Origin of the sequence: Flavivirga spongiicola (assembly GCF_030540825.1) — a bacterium.
GTDB lineage: Bacteria > Bacteroidota > Bacteroidia > Flavobacteriales > Flavobacteriaceae > Flavivirga > Flavivirga spongiicola.
In genome coordinates this window covers 846,789-871,786 of record NZ_JAUOEO010000001.1, presented here as the reverse complement: position 1 = coordinate 871,786, position 24,998 = coordinate 846,789, and the positions used below count along the sequence as shown (strand labels likewise).

Sequence of the window (24,998 nt, the reverse complement as noted above, 5' to 3'; positions counted from 1 at the left end):
GCCCAAATATAAGATGGTTAACAGTAATAATCGTAATTACTTATGTAGAACTCACGTTTAAAGAATCGATATGTTAAATTTAAAATGTTATTTTAAAACAAGTATTTTATTTTTGTTAAAAAAAAAATTAATGTATATTTGCCTTAACTAAACCGATTTAGCCAGAAGGTTAAAATATTTTCAATTGAAAAAATTATATTTAAAAGATATTGCTAAAAACTTGAATGTTTCTACAACAGCCGTGTCTCTTGTTTTAAATAATAAGGGAGATGAGAACAAGATTAGTCAGGATACACAGCAAAAAATTTTGGAGTATGCTAAGAGGCACAATTATGTAGCTAATTCTCTCGCACGAGGATTAAGTAGAGGTAAAAGTGAAACTATAGGGTTAATAATCCCTAATATTTCAGATGATCATTATGCTAAAATAGCGGGACATATTGAGAGAAAAGCAAAAGAATATGGTTATGTGGTTATGTATGCAAGTTCTAATAAAGACCCTAAAAATGAGGCAAAGTTAATTCAGTCGATGATTAATCGTCAGGTAGATGGTTTAATTTTAGCATCAACGCAACATAATTCAGAAGATATTGAGTTGCTGAAGGATAATAAGCTTCCATTTGTTTTAATTGATAGGTTATATCCAGAAATAGATACGAACTATGTTGTTGTTGATAATTTTGAAGGTGTTCAAAAAGCAACTAAGCATTTGTTAAATTTAGGTAGACGTAAAATAGGGTTTGTTACTTTAAAGCCAGGTTTAGAAGCTATGAGACAACGATTGCTAGGTTATCAGGAGGCGTTAAAAGAGTTTAATATAGACCCAAGTGATGCTTTAGTGAAAGAGTTGAGTAATGTAGATTATAAGGATGAAATTAAAGAAGCTTTGGGAGAGCTGGTTAGGTTTCCTAATAGTGTGGATTCGATAATATTTTCTACACATTATTTAACATCTTTAGGATTAAGGGAGCTTCGAAGGTTAAATATAAAAGTACCACATGAGGTGGCTATTGTTAGTTTTGATGAGTTAGGTGCTTTCGATTTGGTTGACCCGCCTATTACATCGATTAAGCAACCAGGAGCTGATATAGGGGATTTTTCTGTAGATATACTTATGGATGAGATTCAAGGGAATGAAAGTGGAATAAACAAAACAAGAATGTTAAAACCCTCTCTTATTATAAGGAAATCATGTGGCGCATTATGATTGAAACAGCAAAATTTTTAAATAAAAACTAAAGCGCTTTAGTGAAAATAATTTTATAAAAATAAAAATGAAAAATAGTATTTACCTTATCCTTTTTGTACTCGTAACTAATTTTGGGTTTTCCCAAAACAAAAGCAGTCATTCTGCGATTTTAATTGAGTACGAACGTCCATATGATTATGTGCAAGCAGAAAACAATTTATTGGTCAAAGCCTTTTTGAAATTGAATATTGCTTCTGGTTTTGATAGCATAGAATTAAATAATGGGTATATATCTAAAATCAAGTATGAAAATGATAAAGCATGGGCGTGGCTACCTGTATTTGGTCAACCAGAGATTATGAAAATAGTGGCTACTAACACAGGTTTAACCCAAGAACAGCTTTTTACCCCTCTAGTAACATCAGATTGGGATTATTTTAAGGATGGTACATTTCATATTATTTCCTCTTCTCATCAGGATATAGCTTGGATGGATACTCCAGAACATTGCAGGCATGAGAGAATAAATGATATCATTGTTCCTGCATTAGATGTCATGAAAACGGATAAAGCTTATCATTTTGGAATGGAACAGGCTCTAAATTTAAAAGAATTTATAGAAGAGCACCCAGAAAGAAAAGACGAAGTTATCGAAAGAAATAAAGAAGGGAGATTCACATGGGGAGCTACTTATAATCAGCCATACGAAGGCATGCAGATGGGAGAGCAACTTATTAGAGAGATGTATTTTGGTAAAAAATGGATTAAGGATAATTTTAAGGGTTGTGACGCTAAAACAGCTTTTAATACAGATGTCCCTGGAAGAACGCTACAATTCCCGCAAATTTTAGCAAAATCAGGAGTTAAAAACCTTTTTGTTTCGAGAATGAAAGAAGGATTTTATGATTGGACATCTCCCGATGGTTCTTCTGTTTTAACTTATACACCAGGAAACTATGGGTGGGCTGTAATATTCTATAGACTTTTTGATGAAGACGCTTTAGAAGCTATGCGTAAAATACAGAATAGGGTGAAAATGTGGAGTGATTATTATGGCGAAAGAAATTTACCTCCTCATTTTGCTATCGTTATAAGTAATGATGCATCTGGACCCACCAACTATGGGAAAGTTGTAAAGGAGTGGAATGGCATTGTTCGGAATACTGGAATTAAAATACCTACTTTAAAGCATGCAACAGTATCAAGTTTTATGGCTGAAATTAACAAGGAAGGCGCTAAGTTTGATAAACTGGAAGGAGATAGACCAAATATATGGTCTTATATTCATGGTCCTGGACACCATAAAGCAGTAACAGCATCAAGAAAAGCTGGTAGAATGCTGCCTTCAGCAGAAATATTTAGTACCATAGATGCATTGGTTCACAATAATACATTTAAGAACTATCCTAGTAAAGAACTTTCAAATGCTTTTGAAGAGTCTATTTATCCAGATCATGGATGGGGAGGTAAAAATGGACATATTACTGATAGTATATTCAGGAGCAAGCTTGAGTTTGCTGCAAACGAATCCGATAGATTAATTAAGAATTCGTTAAGCTCTATTTCTAATAAAATTAAAACAAGAAAATCGAGAGCAGTAATTGTATATAATGATTTATCGTGGGAGAGAAATGATGTCGCTTCAGTAAAAATAGAAAACCCAAGTAATTATTATGTCGTTAATAAAGAAGGAAAGGCTGTACCATCGCAAGTAGTAACTAAGAATGATGAAAAAGTAATACAATTTGTTGCAAATAAAGTGCCCTCTTTAGGTTATAGTACATTTTATTTAATCAAAGGAAAAAAAGATTTAAAAGTAAATAAAGAGGTAACCCCTAATTCGTTAACAAATGATTTTTATACCATCCAATTAGGAGATGGAGGCATTAGGTCTTTGTTCGATCATTCTTTAAACAAGGACGTTATTAAAAGCACGAAATTTTCGGGAGGAGATGTCCTTACTTTAGAATATACAGGAAATGGAGCGGGTGAATTTACTCAAATGACCAAACCAGAAATGAAAGGTGTTTTTGATCCCAATGGGAAGTCTCATAATGCTGGTTATGATAGAACAAGTAAACATACATCACAGTGGAGAGTTATTAATGATGGAAATGTTTTTACTCAATATGAGAGTAAAACACTATTTAAGCATACACAGATTGTTCAAAAAATAAAAGTGTTTCATCATGAAAAGAAAATTGATTTTTCTATCGATATGATAAACTGGGATGGAACCCATAATCGTGAATTTCGTTTTGCTGTACCATTAAATATGGACAATGCGAAAATAAAATATGAGGTGCCTTTGGCAATCGCTGAAGTTGGAAAAACAGAAATGAAAGAAGCACCAAAAGGCTGGGCTTGGGGAGGAACCTATGATAGTAAGCCTACAACGATTCATCCTAGAGAAGTTTTAAATTATATAGCTTCTGAAACCAAGGAATTTGCTTTAACTATGGCAACAGATGTAGCCTTAGCAGATTGGATTGATCCAACCCGAGAAGCGGTTGACTATCCAGTACTGCAAGGTCTATTATTAGCATCTCATAAAAGTTGTCATGGAGAAGGAAATTGGTATCACCAAACAGGAGATCATCATTTTAAGTTTTCTATTAAGTCACACAAACCGAGTGATAAAACATCGTATCAATTTGGGACATCTTCTAATCATCCACTTAGAACGGTTTTAAAAATAAAAACGAACAAAGAGGGAAAACTTCCATCAGACATGAGCTTTTTTAATGTATCAGATTCTATGGTGCGTATAAGCACTATAAAAAAGAGTGAGGATGACGATAATGTCATTATGAGATTGGTAGAAATGGGAGGAAGCGATAAACAGACCACAGTAAATCTATCACAACCATTTTCTGAATTAATAAAAACAAACTTAATAGAAGAAGAAGAAAACAATATAAATCAATCAGGGAAAAATATGGATATAAGTATTGGTAAAAATGCCATTGAAACCTATAAAATAATTTATAATAAGTAAAAAGAATTAAATTCTTGAATAAGAATAATGTATGAATAAAAGTGACAAAGAGAGCCTAATTGAACTAATTGAATCTTATCAAATTATCGAAGATGGATTTCACCCTTTTTTAATTAGAGATGGTTGGCAAGTGGCCCAACTAAATTATGTGGAAGAACAAAATATTGAAAACATAAGCAAAATAGATGTTCATTATCAAACAGATGAAGTTTTTGTATTATTAAATGGCAAAGCGGTTTTAATAGTAGCTACTTTTAAAGATGATATACCTTTTTTTGAAGTTGAATTAATGAAGCAAAATACAATTTATAACATTCCTAAAAACAGGTGGCATAATATTGCTATGGAAGAGGAAAGTAAGGTTTTAATAGTGGAAAAATCTAATACGCACCTGTCTGATTTTGATTATTTTAATTTAGACTCTGAGAAGAGATCGGAACTGAAATATAAAGTAGAAGAACTTTTAAAATAATAAAAAATAAAATATAATAGTAATGACACTTTGGAATAATGATAATGAGTTATTTGAGATAGCAAAAAAAGAGCTTTTTGTAGCATTGGTTGGTGATATACTGGATAAAATGGGTTTTCAACATCAATTTTTACCTCCAAAAATAAAACCTCTTCAAGATGATTTTGTGGTTATAGGTAGAGCTATGCCAGTACTGGAAGTCGATGTGTTTGAAGAAATCTCAGAAGACACTAATAATCCAATGATGAAAAAGCCATTTGGGATTATGTTTGAAGCTTTGGATGATCTTAAAGAAAATGAAGTTTATGTATGTTCGGGTTCATCGCCAAGGTATGCCCTTTGGGGGGGATTGATGAGCACCAGAGCTATGAAATTAAAAGCGGCAGGAGCCGTTGTACATGGTTGGTCTAGAGATACCAATGAAATATTAAATCTCGACTTTCCTACATTTTCTTATGGAGGTTATGCTCAAGACCAAGGTCCTAGAGGGAAAGTTATCGATTATCGTGTCCCAATCGAAATTGAAGGTGTAAGAATACATCCAGGAGATATTATGTATGGAGACCGAGACGGTGTTCTTGTTGTACCAAAAGCGGTTGTTAAAGAAGCCTTTACAGGCGCTATTGAAAAAGCAAGAGGAGAACAACAGGTAAAAGAAGCATTAGAGAATGGTATGAGTACTGTAGATGCTTTTAATAAGTTCGGTATTATGTGATTTTTGTGTAAAAATTTTATTATGAAAAAAAAGAGGTTAAGAGTAGCATTGATTTTTATTGTTTTTCCCTTAATTATGTTCAGTCAACATAAAGAAGCAAATGGGATTAGAGTTTTCTATTTGGGAGGCCAGTCAAATATGGATGGATACGGTAACAATAAAGATTTACCAAAGTCTTTAGATCAAGAATTTGAAAATGTTTTTATTTTTCATGGCAAACCTAGTGTGGTTAATGATTCATTGGCAGGATTTGGAAAATGGGAAAAATTAAGACCAGGTCATGGTGTCATGTTTTCTTTTGATGGAAATAAAAATATAATGTCTAATTGGTTTGGAGTCGAACTTTCTTTTGCAAAAAAGATGCAGGCTCTTTATCCAAATGAAAAAATAGCCATTATTAAGTATTCACTTGGAGGGACTTCAATTGACAGTATTCAGAAAGTTACATCTTGGGCTCCTGATTATAATGGTGATAAAGACGAATTAGGAATCAATCAGTATGATTTTTTCCTCAAAACTATGCAAAACGCTTATGCAATATCAGATATAGATGGTGATGGCCATCCTGATCGGTTAATTCCCTCGGGAATTGTTTGGATGCAAGGAGAAAGCGATGCCCTTCACACTAATGAAATAGCATTGCAATATTATAAGAATCTTAAGCAGTTAATGGACCTTATTCGTGCGGCATTACACAATGATGATTTACCTGTTGTTATTGGGAAAATATCGGATTCAGGAATGAATGAGGAGGGGAAAATGTGGCAATTTGGTGAGTTAATTCAATATGCACAAGAAAAATATGCAAGAATAGATAGAAAAGCATCAATTGTTAGAGATACCAAAGATTATGGTTATTCAGATGGAGCACATTACAACAGTTCAGGATATATAAGTTTAGGAGAGTCATTTGCTAACCTTATTTATGAGTTAAATAAAGAATAAGAAAAGGCTGTATTGTGCAGTAGCTATCAAATAAATTTAATTAAAACTAAAATAAATGAAATCTAAAACATCCAAATACCTATTAGGAATAAGTTTTGTGTCAACCATTGGAGGTTTTCTTTTTGGGTATGATACTGCCATTATTTCTGGGTGCAATACTTTTCTAGAACAACAATTTCAATTAACACCATCTATGCTAGGATGGGTCGTTTCTTCGGCACTACTGGGAACCATTTTTGGATGTATTGTTTCCAGTATGATTACCGATCGTTTTGGTAGAAAAAAAGCACTGATTTTGGCAGCTATCTGTTTAACAATTTCAGCTATTGGTTCTATGTTACCACCTCAATTTTTAGGCGATTTAGAAAAAGCCATGTGGTTTACTTCAGATACAAGTTCAGCATTTAGCTTTTTAATTGTTGTTCGTATTATTGGTGGTATTGGTGTTGGGATTACTTCGGTGGTAGCACCTATTTATATTTCAGAATTATCATTACCACAAAATAGAGGAAAAATGGTATCGCTATATCAATTTTCCATAACCTTGGGGATTCTTTTAGCTTTTTTAATTGATTGGATTGTATTAAACCAAGCAGGCAGCGCAGCAGGTGTTATATCTAGTGAGCCTTCAGGTTTTTTTAATTGGTTGTTTGTAGATGAATTGTGGCGAGGTATGTTTGGTACAGAAATACCTATTGCCCTTTTATTTCTACTATTACTTTTTATAGTACCAGAAACTCCAAGATGGTTAGTTTCTAAAGGCAGATATGATGAAGCTATGGAAATTATGATAAAAATTGATGGAAAGGAGCATGCCGAATCACAGATGGAAGAAATAAAAGAAATGGTTGAAGCGGAATCAGGAGGTGTAAAAGAATTGTTACAGCCCTTTTTAAGAATCCCGCTTTGGATAGGAATATTACTGCCTATGTTTGCCCACTTAAGTGGTATAGCTGCCATAATGTATTTTGCTCCAAACATTATCAATGAATCTGTTCAAAGTGTAGAGAGCGCATTCTTAGGGGCCGTTTTAGTAGGTGTCATAAACTGTGCATTCACTTTTGTAGCTATTATGAATATTGAAAAATTTGGTAGAAGAAAGCTGTTATTAATAGGTGTTATAGGAGCATTTATCTCTTTGTCCGGAGTAGGTGTTTTATTTGCCATAGGTTCTAAATTTGTTATTATACCATTATTAATGTACGTGGCAAGTTTTGCTTTTTCATTTGGACCTATTGTTTGGGTTATTATCAGCGAAATTTTCCCCACTCGTATTCGTGGATTGGCTGTATCGTTAGGAAGTTTTTCTCTAATGGTAACAGGTTTTGTAATAACCCTTACCAACCCTATTTTAATAAAAACAGTAATGCCGTCAGGAACATTCTTCATATATGCAGCATTAACATTACCGGCAATTTGGTTTATTTGGAAATTTGTTCCAGAAACCAAAGGAAAGACATTGGAAGAGATTGAAAAATTTTGGAGAATAAAAGATAAGTAATCCATTCACAACGAAACTATAAATAGAGATGCAAAATATTGATTTAACAGGAAAAAGGGCTTTAGTAACAGGAGGTAGTCAAGGTATTGGAGCAGGGATTTGTAGAAAATTAGCAGCCAATGGGGCCGATGTCTTTATTAATTATTATAGTAATAAAGAAAAGGCAGAGTTGTTAGTTTCTGAAATAAAGGAAAAATATGGCGTAAATGCCTGGGCAGTATATGCAAATATAGCTAAGAGTAAAGATGTAGCAGCTATGTTTTCTTTTGTAGACGATAAAGGGGAAGGTATCGATATTTTAGTTAATAATGCAGGAATGGAAACCATAAATCATGTATTAGAGATGACTGAAGAAGAATGGGATAGAGTATTGAGTATAAACTTAAAAGGACCATGGCTATGTGCGCAACAAGCTGGTTTAAGAATGGAGAAAACAGGTAACGGTGTTATTATTAATATTTCGTCTATTCATGACGTAGTTCCAAGAAAAGGATTGGCTCATTACTGTTCGTCTAAGGCAGGTTTAAAAATGCTTTCAAAGTGTATGTCTCTGGAACTTGTAGACAAAAATATAAGAGTAGTGTCTGTTTCTCCAGGAGCTATTTATACAGAAATGAATCGAGAAGAAATTAAAAAATTTGGTATAGAAAAATTTGAAAAATGGATTCCATCAGGAAACATAGGAGAGGTGGAAGATGTTGCAAATGCAGTTGTGTTTTTGGCTAGTGATATGGCATCTTATATTCATGGTGCAGATTTATATATTGATGGAGGTTATATGAACAATACCATTCAGTATGATCCGAGACCACCTAGAGTTAAAAAGTAAACTCTACATAGGATGATATTTTATACGGGAAGTTATACTCAAGAAGGAGCTCCGGCTAATATCCCTAAAGGAGAAGGAATTGGCTGTTTTAAACTAAATCAGGAAACAGGTGTTATAAAATCACTTCATTATACTAAACAGCGAAACCCAAGCTATTTGGTGATTTCTAAGGATAAGAAATATTTATATGCAGTAGAAGAAATGCTTGAAAGTTTAAAGCCTAGAATCTTTTCTTATAAAATCGAGAATCAGGGCTTACTTAAACCTATCAACTCACAAGAATTGGTAGGAGATTATGCTTGTCACTTAGCAATTATTCAAGATCAATTAGTTGTAGCTAATTATGTGTCAGGAAACGCATTGTCATTTCAAATTTTAGAAGATGGGAGTTTGGCTCCATGTAATCAGTTTATTAAACATGTTGGCACAGGTCCTAATAAGGAACGGCAGGAATCAGCACATGTACATATGGTATACCCTTTTAAAAAAGACCATATGTTTTTGGTCGATTTAGGTCTTGACAAAGCCAAAGTTTATCAGTTGATTGCTAATACTAAAAGTTGGAAAATGGCACTTGGATTAGATCTAAATATTGAACCTGGTTCGGGTGCTAGACATATGGTGTTAGACAAAACTCAAAATTATGCATTTATTTTAAGTGAATTAACGGGAGCCGTTTTTGTTTTAAAAAATGAAGGAAAAAAATTTAAGCAAATACAAAAGATTTTATCAGTACCTCAAAACTGTAAAGAAGACTTTGGAGCAGCAGCAATAAGGCTTCATCCTTCTGGACAATTTCTATATACATCAGCTCGTGGTTCAAATACCATTACGATTTTTAAGATTAATGAAAAAAATAAAATGCTTTCGCTTGTAGCTTATCAAGCTACAGAAGGAAAGACGCCTCGCGATTTTAATATAGATCCAACAGGAGAATGGTTAATAGCCGCAAATCAAGATTCAGGTACGTTAGTGGTTTTTAAAATGAATAAAGAAACAGGTCTGTTAACTAAAAAATATAAAAAAACAGTTGAAACACCTGTCAATATAACTTGGCTTTGCTAAGATAATTTGTGAAATGCAATAAAGATATAGTTGAAAATAAAATGAAATAAAATGAAATTAGGATTTGGATTATATAAACATATGCTCAATACCGAGCATTACAATTTTGCCAAACAATGTGGTGCTACCCATTTGGTTATTCATCTGGTAGATTATTTTGGGCATAACAAAGATAACGCAGATCAACCAATTGGAGGTGCTGATGGTTGGGGTAGAGCAGGTAATGCAAATGAAATATGGAGTTTAGAAGAATTAAAAGCTATAAAAAAAGAGATAAACGATCATGGTTTAGAATTAGAAGCCATAGAGAATTTTGATCCAGCACATTGGCACGATATTCTTCTTGACGGCCCAAAAAAGAAAGTTCAAATTAAAAACCTAAAACAATTAATTCGTAATGTAGGAAAAGCAGGTATCCCAACATTCGGATATAATTTTTCGTTAGCAGGTGTATCTTCAAGGGATGTAGAACCATATGCAAGAGGAGGAGCTATATCTGTAGGAATGAATGGAAGTGTAGATGATAGACCAATACCTAATGGAATGGTATGGAACATGATATATGATGAGAATGCACCAGAAGGGACATTGCCTCGAATTAGTCATGAAGAGCTATGGCAGCGACTGCAGTATTTCCTCAATGAAATTATTCCAGTAGCAGAAGAAGCTGGCGTTAAAATGGCAGCACATCCAGACGATCCGCCAATGCCATATGTGAGAGATACGCCACGATTGGTATATCAGCCTAACTTGTATCAGAAATTGATTGATATAAAACCAAGCACATCAAATAATCTTGAATTTTGTTTAGGGTCTATTGCAGAAATGACAGAAGGAGATGTTTACGAAGCTACTGATACATATAGTAAGCAAGATAAAATTTCTTATATCCATTTTAGAAATGTGATTGGGAAAGTACCTGATTATAAAGAAGTTTTTGTAGACGAAGGTGATATAGATATGGTTAAAATATTAAGGATTTTAAAGAAGAATAATTTTGATGGGGTATTAATCCCAGATCATACGCCTCAAATGACATGTGATGCTCCTTGGTATGCTGGGATGGCCTATGCTATGGGCTATATGAAATCGGCTATGATGTTAGTAGAAAAGGAGTGAATTATAGAAATATAAATAAAGGATAATGATGCTGAGATTAAGGTATAATATACTGATTGTTATGTGTTTAATGGTTGTGTTTAATTTAAAAGCACAAGAAACTTTTAATTGTGATGCCGAGACTTATAAATTGTTGAAAGATTTATCAGACTCTAAATTAGCAAAAGGAAATATTCTTTTATTTACAACTACTCATGAGGATATTGCCTGGCTTAATTCACCTGAATTTTGTAAGATAGATAGAGATAAATTATGGTTAACACCTTATATAGATAGATTAAAGTCAGATCCTGATTTTAAAATGGATATTGAGCAATCATCTATTGTGATGGAATATTTACATCGACACCCCGAGGAAAAAGAGAATTTTATCAATTTTATTAAAGAAGGACGTATTTGTATTGGAGGAGCCTACGTACAAACCTATGAAGGTATGTATTCGGGCGAGTCACTGGCTAGGCAGTTTTATCTTGGTAGAAAGTGGATGAAAGATAATTTAGAAGGGTACAAGACTAATGCATATTTTAACAATGATGTTCCTGCTAGAACGATGCAAATGCCACAATTAGCTTTTAAGGCTGGAATAGACAATTTTATTTTTGCTAGACATATAAAAGGTTTTTTTTATTGGGAAGCTCCTGATGGCTCAAAAGTGAGTTGTTACAGCCCTGGTGACCATTATATGGACTTTTACAATTTATTGGCTAAAAATGATAATGGAGCTGTAAAAAAAATGGCAACAGATGCTGTAGACTGGTATACATTATATAATAATAAAACTACGAATAATACTGTAATGCCTGCCATGTTAAATTATGAATTTATTTGGGATCAAAAACCAGTAGAAAATTGTGGACCTTTTATTAATAAATGGAATAAAATAAACTATATAGAAGTTGATGGTAAAAAACGCATCAAAGTTGATTTACCTAAATTTAGATATGCCACTGCAGATGAGTTTTTTGAAAGAGCAAAAGCAACCACTGCTATAAAAAAGACGATTAAAGGAGAGCGTCCTAATACATGGGTATATATTCATGGAGCATCACATCAAAAAGCGTTAAAAGCAAGTCGAGAAGGTGATATCTTGATGACTCAGGCTGAAAAATTTGCTACAGCCAATGCTCTTGTAGATGGCTCTTTTACAAAGTACCCAGAACGTGAATTAAAAAAAGCATGGGAGGCTAAAATATATCCAGATCATGGATGGGGAGGTAAAAGAGGTCAAATAACAGATGATCTATTCTTGCAAAAGTTTCTTTTTGCACATCAAAAGGGAACTGCCATTTTAAACCAATCAATAAAAGGTATCGCAGGAAAGATTAATTTTAAAAAGAAAAAGGGAACCCCCATTGTTGTTTTCAATAGCTTAAGTTGGGAAAGAACAGATCCTGTAAATTTTGAAATAAATTTTGATCCAAATGAAGCAAAAGGTATTTCTCTTTATACAGAGAAAGAAGTTTTATTACCAATACAATTATCCAATTTAGAATATTATTCTAATGGTTTTTTAAAATCTGCAAAGGTCCATTTTATAGCTGAAAGTGTTCCGTCAATTGGGTATAAAACGTTTTACCTTAAACCTGGTTCTACCAAAAGCGTTGATTTAAACGTCGTAACCAATCATACTTTCGAAAATAAGTTTTATAAGGTGAAACTGGGTAACGGAGGATTGGAAAGCATTTTTGATAAAGCATTAGGAAAAGAATTAATAAACACGAATAGTTTTAAGGCCGGAGAAATTTTTGCGATGCACTCGGAAGGTAATGGTGCTGGCGAATTTTCAGAGGTGCAACAACCAGATTTAAGTTTTTTTGATAGACTAGCAACAGGAATTTCAGATTGGGAAATTGATGAGCAAGGAGCCGTTTACACCTCATACAAAATGAGGCAAAAAATGAAGGAAGCAGTTATTGAAATGAAAATAACATTTTACAACACAACTAAAAAAATTGATTTTAATATTGATGTTTTAAACTGGGAAGGAGTACTTTTTAGAGAATTTAGGATGGCAATGCCTTTAAATATGAATAACGGCGACGTGACCTATGAGGTTCCGTTTGGAGCTGTGACAGTTGGTAAAGATGAGTTGAAAGGAAATGCAGGCAAGCATTACAGCACTCTTGTAAAAGATCTTCACCCAAGAGCTATGGAAAACTGGCTATCTGCTAGTAACGATGATTATGGAGTTACATTAAGTTCTAGTGTAGTTACTACTGATTGGATTGATCCAACAAATAACAAAAATAATCAGATAATTTTGCAGCCTATATTGTTAGCTTCAAGAAAAAGTTGTCATCATGAAGGTAATGAGTATTTACAAACTGGAGACCATCATTTTTCATTTAGTTTAACATCTCATAAAGCTGGTTGGAAAAACGGACAACGTTTCGGAAAACAGGCAAATGAAAGATTACAAGTAGTGCTAGATCCACAATCTTATCGTGAAACTATATTGCCTGAGAGTCTTAGCTTTTTTGGAACAGATAAAGATAATTTGATTATTTCAACGGTTAAAAAAGCAGAAGACGATCATAGTACTATGATAAGATTATACGATACCGACGGCATTGATACATCGGCTTCTATTTCAATATTTAAACCTATAAGAAAAGCACAATTAACGACTTTGATTGAAGAACCAATCAAAGATTTAAAAATAAAGAAACAACAAGTACAATTAAAAGTAGGTCACAATGCTATTGAGACTCTTAAAGTTCAATAATGTGAGTTACTGAAATGCAAGTATGAAAAGAATAAAATTTATAAAAGCTACTGGACTTTCTGGAGTTGCGTTTATGGGATTGTTCCATTATTGTCATGCTCAGACTGTGGGCTAAAAATTAAAAATAATAAAAAATGAATAATAAAATATCAATACTTACTCTAGGTATATGTGCTTTGATGCTTAATATATCATGCAATTTTAATAAAACCGAAAAAATAAAGGGTGAAACGAATGTAGCGGTTGATGATTCTGGTGAACTTGAAAACAAGATTACAAATAACCTTACAGGTAATGTGTCTACTGATTTTTTTAACATGCCTGAAGATAAGCGTTTAACAACAATTATAAACGATAGTATTACCTGTGTTACACAACCTTATTTTAAATATCATGAAAATGGTAAGGCAGGTAGAGAAATAAAATTGGTTTTTAAGGAGAACACATATACAGGTAAATTGAAGGTTGCCTTAACATCGAAAAAAAATAAGAAGAGGTATGTTTTAGATTTAGTAAAAGAGGTTGACGAATATTCATTATTACTTGAAGAAGGGCTGTCAGTAAATCAAGATGATGTTATTGATATTTCGATAAAAATAGGAGATACATCAATTTCAAAAAAAATAACAGTCCCTAAAAAAAGGCTGTGGACGGTTTATTTATATCCCCATTCACATATAGATATTGGATATACCAATACTCAAAAGAATTGTGAAATAATCCATACTCGTAATTTGGTTAATGGTATTAAGTTAGGGGAAAAAACAGCAAACTACCCTAAAGGATCACAATATTTATGGAACCCTGAAGGTCTTTGGCCTGTTGAAAGGTATTTAAATAAAGCTTCAGAAGAAGAAAAGAAAATGATAATTGAAGGTGTTCAAAAAGGATACCTCCGCTTAGATGCAGGCTATGCAAATATAATGACAAGCGATACTAACGGAGAGGAGCTTATTGAATATCTAAAATTTGGCAAAAAATATGAAAAACTAACAGGAAAGCCTATTGAGACGTTGGTACAAGTGGATGTTCCCGGAATGACTTGGGGTGTGGTTCCCGTGGCGTCAAAAATGGGGATTAAATACTGTCTTTCGTTTAATAATGGTTATGATAGAGTTGGACGTTCTACATTACATAGTTTTAAACCCTTTTGGTGGTCTGATGTCACAGGGAAAAATAAAATGCTCTTTTTACAAGCTGGGAGTTATAATCCCGGAGCCTTAATTAAAGGGCATAAATTCTGGCCTAAAATGGCAGGTCAAACAGACCCATCAAAACTATTGCAAATTGTAAAAACAGAAAATCCTCGGGAGAATTTTGTAGAACCATATATAAATAAAATCCTTCCACAATTAGAAGCATCTGATTATTACCCATATGATATTTTTGTAATGTCTTGGGCCATGGCGGATAACACGCCTATAGATGCCGATTTACCTGATGCAGTTAAGAGTTGGAATGAAGAATATGCATACCCCAAATTAGTGATTGCAGGAGCAACGGATATTTTAAAAACGTTTGAAAGAAAGTATGGAGATGATCTACCTGAATTAAAAGGGGATTTTACAGAACATTGGACAGACGGTCTAGGAACAGCTGCAAGGCAAACCGCTATAAATAGAGAAACAAAAGAACGCTTGCTTCAGGCAGAAACCTTGTGGACCATGTTAAAACCAACAATCCCTGTTAATAGAGAAAAATTTGATGAAGCATGGAGAAATGTTATTCTAGGGACAGAACATACCTGGTGTTATATGGTACCAGATCAGCAGCCACTTTCAGGTGAAATCTTAGATGTGAAATTTGATCATTTTGAAAAGTCTAAAAAATTCAGTCAAGAATTATTATTGGAGGCCTTAGATGCAGTAGCAAAAAAAGATAGTGAAGTTTTTGGGGTATTTAATACACTATCATGGAATCGTTCTGGTGTCGTAAAGGTCCCTGCTGGACAAAGTAAAAATTATAATAGTGTTTTAAACGAAAAAGGTGTTTTTGTGGAATCACAAAAACTTTCAACAGGAGAGCTATTGTTTTATGTAAAAAATATTCCTGCTTACGGTACAAAAAAGTATCGTTTGACTCGTACAGATAAAAAAGCAAGTGAAATCCTAGCGAAAGAGAACGTTTTAGATAATGGTATAGTAAAAGTTACTATTGATAATGAAACAGGGGATATATCTAGTATCGTTAGAGATGGTGAAGAGTTTGTAAAACAAGGAAGCGGATTTTCGGTTAACAATTATAAATACTTAAAAGGAAACGATAGTCCAGATAAAGCTTTTGGAACAAGTAATAGCGCATACTCTATTAAAGAAAATGGACCGTTAGTGGCTACAATAGTTGTAGAATCTGATGCAGAAGGAGCAAATAAATTAATTAGAGAGGTTACTGTAATTAAGAATGAACCCTATATTGAAATCAATAATATTGTTGATAAGATAGATATAAAGGATAAAGAAGGTGTTCATTTTGGTTTTGCTTTCAATATGAAAAACCCAAAAATGGTAGCCGATATTCCATGGGGAAAAATAGAAATAGATAAAGAACAACTTTTAGGAGCTAATAGAAACTGGATTACTGTTAGGCGTTGGGTAGATATTTCTGAAGGAACTAAAAGTGTGGCTTGGACTTCCTTGGATGTGCCTGTATTTGAGGTTGGTGACATTAGAGCTAATATTATTGGATCTGCTTCCGAATCTAAGGAGTGGGTGCCAAAACTAGAGCCGAATGGTATAATCTATTCTTGGGCGATGAATAATCATTGGCATACCAATTTTCAATTAAGTCAAAAAGGTAGACATAGTTTTAAATATGCTATCCTTCCTTATAATACTGAAAGTAATATTGCTTTGGCTAACCATTTTGGAAATGAGCAGTTTCAACCGCTAGTTGTATCAGCCATTGAAAAAGGGGTAGATGAGACATCATTATTAGAAATTATAGGTAATCCTTTAGTGTTTTCTACTGTTTTCAAAACAAGTGAAGATGGTAAATCTGCATTAATACGATTACGTTCTTTATCTGATAGAGATGAATTGGTTGACTTAGATTGGAAAAGTAAAAAACCATCAGGTGTGTACAGTTACAATATGAGAAACGGTAATCAAGGAGAACATCTGAAGGGCAAAATAACTGTACCAGCATTGGATTTTTTAACCTTAAAAGTGGTTTGGTAAATATTATGTAATAGAAGTAAGTAGTTATATAACGTTTTTAATAGAAAGCTCATAGTAGTAAGTCTTTATGAAATTGTCTACTGACCCCTGCGCTAATTAATATATACTGAAACATAAAAACAATGATACGAAGGAAAATAATTTTAATTGGATTTGTTACAATACTAAGTTTTAACATTTCATGCTTGCCTCAGGCAGAAAAAAAAGAAACTAATTATGCACAATTTGTTGATCCATTTATTGGAACTCAGAATGAAGGACATTGTTTTCCTGGAGCTACAGCCCCATTGGGTATGGTACAAGTAAGCCCTGAGTCTTATACCGAGCATTATGAAGGATATGAAATGGATCATGTAACGGGCTATCAATACAACGATCCAAAGATTATCGGATTCACGCAAACGCACCTAAATGGTGTTGGATGTCCGTCAATGTCAGATATTTTATTAATGCCTTACTGTATTAAAAATATAGACCCATCATCTCGTGTTAACTTTGGATCGACTTACAATAAAAAGAACGAAAAAGCATCCCCTGGATATTATAAAGTTTATTTGGATGATAATCAGGTAAATGTAGAATTAACTGCTACTGAACATACTGCTTATCATCGCTATTTGTTTGATAATCAAGAATCAGCTAGGCTCTTAGTTGATCTTCAATATGGTGTGTCATGGGATATTAATAGTATTGCTAGCAATGTCCTTGAGGCATTTCAACAATTTGGAGATGATTACACATTAGTAGGCTACAGAAAAGGAAGTGTTTGGGCGGAAAGAGACTTATTTTATGTGATAAAGTTCAATAAGAGAATCGTAAAAAAACAAAGCCTAATAGCACCTGGAAATAAGGATGAGAAAGCGCCACGTTACATCATTGAATTTGATATGGATGATAGCAAAACTTTGGAGGTTCAGATTGGAGTTTCAACAGTTGGGATTAAGGAAGCTAAAGATAACTTAGAATCTGAAATAAATTCATGGGATAGCTTTGATCAAATTCGTACACAAACCAATAAAAAATGGAATGATATTCTTAAAAAAATTGAGATTGAAGGAGACGAGGGTAAGAAAACAGCATTTTATACGTCATTGTATCATTTATATATTCAACCGAATAATATTGCTGATGTAGGCGGAAAATATCGGGATTCTGAAAATGAAGTAGAAAAAGCTTCTTGTGGAAAATATTATTCAACATTATCTTTATGGGATACCTACAGGGCAGCAAACCCAATGTACACTATTTTAAGCCCTGATTTGGTGAGTGATATGCTTACTTCAATGTTAGACAGTTATAACAATATGACTATTGATCCTCAAAACCCGAAAGAGGCAAATAAATATTTGCCACGTTGGCAATTATGGGGTAAAGAAACACATACTATGGTTGGGAACCATGCAGTTCCTGTCTTTGTAGATGCCTACCTAAAAGGGATAAAACCCTCACAATATACCGATGAACAAGCTTTTGATGCAATTTGGAGTTCTGTTACTTTACCTCACTATCGTAATCATGTTGAACTTACCGATTCTTTTGGCTATATACCGTACGATGTTCAATTATCAAGCATAGATGATGGTAGAGAAACGGTTTCGAGGCTTTTGGAGAATATTTATGATGATTATTGTGCAGGATTATTTGCAGATAAACTAGGTAAGAAAGCAGAGTCTGATTTTCTTAAAAATAGATCAAGCTATTATAAAAATGTCTATGATCCGGTAAGCGGTTTTATGAGAGGTAAAAACTCGAAAGGAGAGTTTAAAAAAGATGTAGATGTTTCTGAAGTGGTTGGTGAATGGTTGGAAGGTTCAGATTTCACGGAAGGAAATGCATACCATTATCTATTTCATGTGCAACATGATATTCCTGGTTTGTTGAAACTAATGGGAGGTAATGATGTTTTTGTTGAGAAACTAGATTCGATGTTTTATTCAAATTCTAAGCCAGAGGTTAAAACATTGGTTTGGAAAATTAATGGAACTATGGGGCAGTATTGGCATGGCAACGAACCTTGTCATCATGTTCCATACCTATATAAATATACCAATCAACCATATAAAACAGATAAAATAATAAAGACTCTTGTTGATGATTATTATCACAATAAGCCAGACGGGTTAATGGGAAATGATGATTGTGGCCAGATGTCATCTTGGTATATGTTTTCTTCATTAGGATTTTATCCAGTAAACCCTTGCGGTGGTAAATATATTTTAGGCGCTCCGCAACTTAAAAAAGCCGTTATTAATCTTCCAAATGATAAGGAGTTTAGAATTCAGGCTAAAAATTTAAGTGAAGAGAACTATATCGTCCAATCTATTACCCTGAATGGGAATTTGTTGAACAGAAATTATATTACGCACAAAGAAGTTATTAATGGAGGAGTATTATCTTTTGAAATGGGAGCAACTCCTTCAAATTGAGGAGTTCTGAAAGAAGCCATTAATTGCTAACAAAAAATATAGAATAATATTGAGACTTAGATTAATTGTAATAAAAAACGAATAGAAACAAATGAAAGAATCAGTAGTTATAATATGTGGAGGTGGACCTGCTCCAGGTATAAATACTGTGATAAGTACTTTGGCTAAAACCTTTATTAAGGATGATTATGAGGTTATTGGTGTGCATTATGGCTATCAAGGATTATTATCTGATAATCCATTATTAGAATTTTTCGATTTTCATAAAGCAGATCGTATTTTTAACAAAGGAGGTTCTACGTTAATTATGAGTAGGTTTAAACCAAAAGAGTATGATTTTAAAGTCAATTTTTTTCTAAAATATAATGTAAAACTATTGGTGACTATTGGAGGAGATGACACAGCTTCTACGGCAAATAGATTATCAAAATATCTTTTGAAACAAGGACTAAAAATGGCACATATTCATGTTCCTAAAACTATAGATAATGATTTGCCTTTACCAAACAGGAATCCTACGTTTGGGTTTCATTCAGCGAAGGACCAGGGTGTTCGCATTGGGAATACTGTTTATGAAGATGCTAGAACAAGCGATAATTGGTTTGTTGTTTCTGCAATGGGAAGGTCTGCTGGTCATTTGGCATTTGGAATATCCTCAGCATGCCATTTTCCTATGATGATTATTCCGGAAATGTTCAACAAAACAAAAATCACATTTGATAAAATAATTAATCTTATTATTTCGTCAATTATTAAAAGTAAAATAAAAGGTGTTGAATATGGTGTTGTAATGATAAGTGAAGGCGTTTTTCATCTCATGGAAGAAGAGGAAATACTAGATTCTGGGATTAATTTTACCTATGATGATCATGGACATCCAGAGCTTGGAAATGTTAGCAAGTCGCACATTTTTAATTATTTATTGCAAATAAAACTAAAGGAATTAGGATTAAAAGTAAAATCAAGACCTGTTGAAATCGGATATGAATTAAGATGCTGTAATCCAATTGCTTTTGATTTAACATTGTGTACTCTACTTGCCATTGGCGTTAAGAAATTATTTGATCAAGGGTATTCAGAATGCATCGTTAGTGCAAATTCAAATGGAGATATAACCCCATTATTTTTAAAAGATTTTGAAGACGAACAAGGAAAAGTACCTCCAAGATTAGTGGAAATCAATTCTGATATGACACAATTATTCATAAAAAATCTTTTCTATATAGAAGAAACAGATTATAAAAAAGTAAATAAATATTTAAAATACCCAGAAGAATATGATTTCAAAAAAATATTGAACTGGGTTAGATAAGAATTTAGAAACCACAAAGTTTAAAAATAAAAAGATTAAAAAACAATTAGCTTTACTTATTAAAGGAAAAGAACGCTACAATAAACCCATGCTGGAAAACCACGTAGAATGTCTATGTAAAATGATTACTAAAAGCCCTCAAAAGTTAAAAGAAGATACTTTTTGTAGATATGAAGAACTTTTTAACCATTTAAAGAGTTTAAAAATTTAAGATACAAGTGGCTCTATACGATTTTAATTAAGATAATTAGGTTTAGTGGTCTATCCCAGTTAAAATGTGACAGAGTCCTCAAATCAGAAATCTCAAAAAAATGAGACTCATTATACTTTAGAAAGGCCTATACTATTTTTCCTTAGAGTTAAATAGTTACTGGGAGTTGTACCAGTTATTAATTTGAATTGTCTGTTAAAATTGGAAAGGTTGTTATATCCGGATTCGTAGCATATAAAAGTAATACTGTATTTTTCTTCTAACAATAGTTTACAAGCATATCCGATTCTAATTTCGTTAAGGTATCTGGAAAACGGTTTATGATTTAACCTTTTAAAAGAGCGGCTAAACGCAGAAGCATTCATGTGAGCAATTTTTGCAACGCTATTTAGGTTAATTTTAGAATTGAAGTTTTTAAAAATATACTCATATACTTTGGTGAAATTTTTATTGTCCTGTAAATCATTAGTATCTACGTATCCTTTACTAGCTAATAATTCATAATCAGAATGTTTAGATAATAAATCTAAAATCTTGAGGAATTTCCACATTTTGTCAAATCCCTTTTTATTTAAAGTTTCAGCAATTAAAAGTGCAATTTTCTTATCTGTATTTAAAAATTTGATTCCGTATTTTGATCTTTCAATAAGCTTAGCTATAGAAACCATTTCAGGAGTTTTAAAAAAAACGTCACCCAAAAAATCTTCTTTAAAATGAAACACAATAGATTCCGAAATAAGCTTGGGAGATGCTTCAAAATAGACTTTGTCACTTAACCACATGTGTGGTAAATTTTTCCCAATTAGTACGATATCTCCTGTATTGAATTGCTCGATACTATCTCCAACAAACCTTGTGCCACTACCTTTTTGAGAAAACACCAATTCCAATTCCGGGTGGTAGTGCCATACTTTTAAAAAATAAGGGAAAGAATGTTTTTCTGTACTAAAAGAAGTGTATTTTAAGCTATCTCTATTTAGTAAATGTAATTTCATGGAAAATAAGTGTTGAAAAGAATACAAATTGGACCGAAAAATACAAAAAATAAACATCAAAGATAATTTATTCGCAGTAGGTGCAAAAAAAATATCATTAATAGCAAATAATTTGATGGTGTAAAGCCGTCGTTGACTCTAATTTTGTCTTATAGGTTTTTTGTGAACTTGTATAAGTGCAAAAACTAGATGAGTTCTATGATAAAAAATAAATATCGGTAATGAAATATATTGTTTGCGAAAAACCAGGGCAGTTTCTGCTAAAAGAAAAAGAACCACCAGTGAGAAAAGAAAATGAAGCTTTATTACAGATTAATAAAGTTGGTATTTGTGGAACGGATTTACATGCTTATGCTGGAAATCAGGCATTTTTTACATATCCAAGAATTTTAGGGCATGAGTTGGCTTCAGAGGTTTTGGAAATTGGAGAAAACCCAAGAGGTATTAAAACAGGAGATAAAGTAGTGGTCATGCCATATATTAGTTGTGGAGAATGTATAGCCTGTAGAAACGGGAAGAGCAATTGCTGTACAAATATATCTGTGTTGGGGGTTCACGAAGATGGCGGAATGCAAGAGCAAATAGTGGTGCCATCAAATATTTTGTTGCCTGCGAATAACCTTTCTGATAATGAGATGACAATCGTAGAGCCACTCGCAATTGGTGCACATGCGGTAAGGAGAGCAAATATAAAACAGGGAGAAACAGTGGCAGTTGTAGGCTGTGGTCCTATAGGGATTGGTATTATGAAATTAGCTCAGATTGCAGGAGCAAAAATAATTGCTATTGATACGAATGAGCGACGCTTAGCCTATGCTAAAGAAAAAATTGGTGTGGAATATATAGTAAAAGCAGGAGCCGATGCTACCAACAAAATATTAGAAATCACCAATGGCGATTTATGTACAGCAGTATTTGATGCCTCAGGAAATAAACATGCTTTAGAAGCCTGCCCGGATTATATGTCACATGGAGGGCGTTTTGTTTTAGTAGGATTGTCAAAAGGAGTATTGACCTATACACACTCAAAGATTCATGCCAAGGAAACAACTTTATTATGTAGTCGTAATGCAACTACCGATGATTTTGAATATGTAATTAGTGTGTTGAACCAATTTCCTACGGAATCTTTTATTACGCATAATGTGCCATTTACCGAAATGATCGAAGATTTTGATAGTTGGTTAGATGCTAAAACAGGTGTTCTAAAAGTAACGGTTGATTTTAAATAGTAAATAAAGATTATGCCAAATTAGAGCTAGATATAAGAAGGGCTATAGAAATTATTAAGTCCGTTAAAAAATAGAAATATATGTTTAAGAGTTATGTCCAAGATAGGTTCTCAGGATAACATTATTGTTGCTATTACTGATTTAAAGGCGGACACAATTATTGAAAATGTCGAGCAACACAGATTTGTTTGAAAGAATGAACGATATTATCGATATCAATGCAGGAACTGTTATTAGCGGAGAAGATACCATTGAAAGTATGGGGAATAAAATTTTAGAACATATAATCAAAGTAGCAAGTGGTGAAGTAGTTTCAAAGGCCGTATTGCACGGACAGAATGATTTCATTCCTTGGAAACGAGGAGTGTCATTATAAAGTTAAAAAAAATAAGTATGAAGAAAAATGAATCCATTAAATAGAAATATAGCAAACGTTCCGGTTTATACTGAAAGAATTTTGCAATTTGGAGAAGGAAATTTTTTAAGAGCTTTTGCAAACTGGATAATTCATGAAATGAATAAGCATGCAGGTTTTGATGCAGGAGTTGTCGTAGTCCAACCTATAGATCATGGACTAGTAAAAATGTTAAACGAACAAGAAGGCTTATATACCTTATACCTAAACGGAATTAAAAATGGAAAAGTGATTAGCGAACATCAAATCATTGATTGTATCCAAAGGGGAATCAATCCTTATGAAAACTATGCGGACTATTTGGCGAACGCAGAAAATCCGGATTTACGCTTTGTAATTTCAAATACCACAGAAGCAGGAATCTCATACAATGCTAGTGATAAATTAGACGACGCACCCCAAACAAGTTTTCCAGGAAAATTAACCGCTTTGTTGTACAAAAGATTCCAAATTTTTTTTGGTGCTTCAGATAAAGGATTGATTATTATTCCTTGTGAGCTCATCGACAAAAATGGAGACAATTTAAAACGAATTATTTTGCAATACGCTGCAGATTGGAATTTAGGAGAAGCTTTTGTTGAGTGGGTTCATAAAGACAATATCTTTTGTAATGCCTTAGTCGATAGAATTGTACCCGGGTATCCAAGAGACAAAATGGATACTATAACAAAAGAATTAGGATACAAAGACAGTTTGGTGGTAGAAGGCGAACAGTTTCATTTATGGGTCATTGAAGGACCAGAGTCTTTAAAAGAGGAAATTCCAGCAAAAACTTGTGGGTTGAATGTTGTTTTTACAAACAATATGGAACCGTACAGAACGAGAAAAGTACGTATACTAAATGGTGCACATACGACATTAGTACCAGTAGGATATTTATATGGTATTGATACAGTGCGTGAGTCTATAGAAAATGATATAGTTGGAGCATATCTAAGGAATATAATTTTTAATGAAATTTGTCCGACTTTGGATTTATCAGAATCCGAATTGAATCAATTTGGCAACGATGTGTTAGATCGATTTAAAAATCCTTACTTAGAACATGCCTTGATGAGCATTTCATTAAACTCAACATCAAAATATAAAACAAGAGTATTACCTTCTGTTTTAGAGTTTATTAAGAGAAAAAACAACTTGCCCCAAGGCCTCTTGTTTTCACTGGCATCTTTGATTCTTTTCTATAAAGGGGAAAGAAATGGAGAAGCCATTGCATTGAAAGATGATCAAACTGTTTTAGACTTCTTTGAGAAACAGTGGGCTACAGAATCCATTGAAGATATTGTAAAAAATACGCTTTCAAACACTAATTTTTGGGAAATTGATTTGACACGGTTTGAAGGATTTCAAAATGCAGTAACAAACCATTTGCAAACCATTGTAAGTAAAGGAATGAAAGCAGCTTTAGTGAATCTTGAAAAAAACCAATAAAAATTATATAACTGCATAACACTATTAATCGTTTGACTATTAGTGTTTTTTTGATTAGATGAAAACACATGGAACTATAAGACAATTGATTATTGGTGTCTAAACCGGGAATGGATTAGTACTTTTCTCTTCGTTGTGAGTATTGCCATTATAGCTATTGTGAGTGTGACGCCCCAAGATTCTTCGAAAACGGTAGATCATGTTTTAATATACGATTGCAAAAAAATCAAGGCAAAGTATTT

16 protein-coding genes and 1 pseudogene are annotated in these 24,998 nt (G+C 33.1%); 16 read left to right on the top strand and 1 reads right to left on the bottom strand.

The features are described from left to right. The first annotated feature begins 184 nt into the window (after positions 1-184). From Q4Q47_RS03195 to Q4Q47_RS03135, 13 genes are all read left to right on the top strand, one after another. Positions 185-1,207 (top strand): LacI family DNA-binding transcriptional regulator, encoded by a 1,023-nt coding sequence (locus Q4Q47_RS03195; protein WP_303305211.1) that lies wholly within the window; start codon positions 185-187, stop codon positions 1,205-1,207. 67 nt (positions 1,208-1,274) lie between these two features. Continuing rightward, on the top strand, positions 1,275-4,187 hold the full coding sequence (locus Q4Q47_RS03190) for a glycoside hydrolase family 38 N-terminal domain-containing protein (RefSeq protein ID WP_303305210.1): 2,913 nt from the start codon (positions 1,275-1,277) through the stop codon (positions 4,185-4,187). Between the two features lie 31 nt (positions 4,188-4,218). Next, entirely contained in the window at positions 4,219-4,659 is a 441-nt protein-coding gene (locus Q4Q47_RS03185; protein ID WP_303305209.1) for a hypothetical protein, read from the top strand. Between the two features lie 22 nt (positions 4,660-4,681). After that, positions 4,682-5,374 carry an RraA family protein gene (locus tag Q4Q47_RS03180; RefSeq protein ID WP_303305208.1) on the top strand — a complete coding sequence of 231 codons (693 nt, stop codon included), beginning with the start codon at positions 4,682-4,684 and terminating at the stop codon, positions 5,372-5,374. 21 nt (positions 5,375-5,395) lie between these two features. Next, positions 5,396-6,319 (top strand): sialate O-acetylesterase, encoded by a 924-nt coding sequence (locus Q4Q47_RS03175; protein WP_303305207.1) that lies wholly within the window; start codon positions 5,396-5,398, stop codon positions 6,317-6,319. Positions 6,320-6,374: 55 nt separating this feature from the next. Continuing rightward, positions 6,375-7,820, top strand: coding sequence for a sugar porter family MFS transporter (locus Q4Q47_RS03170; protein WP_303305206.1), 1,446 nt, complete (start codon positions 6,375-6,377; stop codon positions 7,818-7,820). 28 nt (positions 7,821-7,848) lie between these two features. Beyond that, the gene (locus Q4Q47_RS03165) at positions 7,849-8,649 is read left to right on the top strand and encodes an SDR family NAD(P)-dependent oxidoreductase (protein ID WP_303305205.1); all 801 of its coding nucleotides are present in this window, start codon (positions 7,849-7,851) and stop codon (positions 8,647-8,649) included. A 12-nt stretch (positions 8,650-8,661) separates the two neighbouring features. After that, entirely contained in the window at positions 8,662-9,714 is a 1,053-nt protein-coding gene (locus tag Q4Q47_RS03160; RefSeq protein WP_303305204.1) for a lactonase family protein, read from the top strand. A 51-nt stretch (positions 9,715-9,765) separates the two neighbouring features. After that, positions 9,766-10,833, top strand: coding sequence for a mannonate dehydratase (locus Q4Q47_RS03155; protein ID WP_303305203.1), 1,068 nt, complete (start codon positions 9,766-9,768; stop codon positions 10,831-10,833). 25 nt (positions 10,834-10,858) lie between these two features. Next, the gene (locus tag Q4Q47_RS03150) at positions 10,859-13,558 is read left to right on the top strand and encodes a glycoside hydrolase family 38 N-terminal domain-containing protein (protein ID WP_303305202.1); all 2,700 of its coding nucleotides are present in this window, start codon (positions 10,859-10,861) and stop codon (positions 13,556-13,558) included. A 134-nt stretch (positions 13,559-13,692) separates the two neighbouring features. After that, positions 13,693-16,734, top strand: a complete 3,042-nt coding sequence (locus Q4Q47_RS03145) for a glycoside hydrolase family 38 N-terminal domain-containing protein (protein WP_303305201.1) — start codon at positions 13,693-13,695, stop codon at positions 16,732-16,734. A 122-nt stretch (positions 16,735-16,856) separates the two neighbouring features. Next, positions 16,857-19,160 carry a GH92 family glycosyl hydrolase gene (locus tag Q4Q47_RS03140; RefSeq protein WP_303305200.1) on the top strand — a complete coding sequence of 768 codons (2,304 nt, stop codon included), beginning with the start codon at positions 16,857-16,859 and terminating at the stop codon, positions 19,158-19,160. Positions 19,161-19,251: 91 nt separating this feature from the next. After that, positions 19,252-20,472: a 6-phosphofructokinase gene (locus Q4Q47_RS03135; RefSeq protein WP_303305199.1), complete on the top strand. Its 1,221-nt coding sequence runs from the start codon at positions 19,252-19,254 to the stop codon at positions 20,470-20,472. 321 nt (positions 20,473-20,793) lie between these two features. Here Q4Q47_RS03135 and Q4Q47_RS03130 read toward each other — a convergent pair whose 3' ends face one another. Next, the gene (locus Q4Q47_RS03130) at positions 20,794-21,678 is read right to left on the bottom strand and encodes an AraC family transcriptional regulator (protein ID WP_303305198.1); all 885 of its coding nucleotides are present in this window, start codon (positions 21,676-21,678) and stop codon (positions 20,794-20,796) included. Between the two features lie 221 nt (positions 21,679-21,899). Between Q4Q47_RS03130 and Q4Q47_RS03125 the strand changes: the two genes are divergently transcribed. The 3 genes and pseudogenes from Q4Q47_RS03125 (at position 21,900) to Q4Q47_RS03115 (ending at position 24,756) form a co-directional block, all read left to right on the top strand. Next, complete coding sequence (locus Q4Q47_RS03125) at positions 21,900-22,910, top strand: zinc-binding alcohol dehydrogenase family protein (RefSeq protein ID WP_303305197.1); 1,011 nt, start codon at positions 21,900-21,902, stop codon at positions 22,908-22,910. 157 nt (positions 22,911-23,067) lie between these two features. Next, positions 23,068-23,286 (top strand): annotated as a pseudogene (locus tag Q4Q47_RS03120) (altronate dehydratase); the annotation flags it as partial. Positions 23,287-23,313: 27 nt separating this feature from the next. Continuing rightward, positions 23,314-24,756, top strand: a complete 1,443-nt coding sequence (locus Q4Q47_RS03115) for a tagaturonate reductase (RefSeq protein WP_303305196.1) — start codon at positions 23,314-23,316, stop codon at positions 24,754-24,756. Positions 24,757-24,998: the final 242 nt, after the last annotated feature.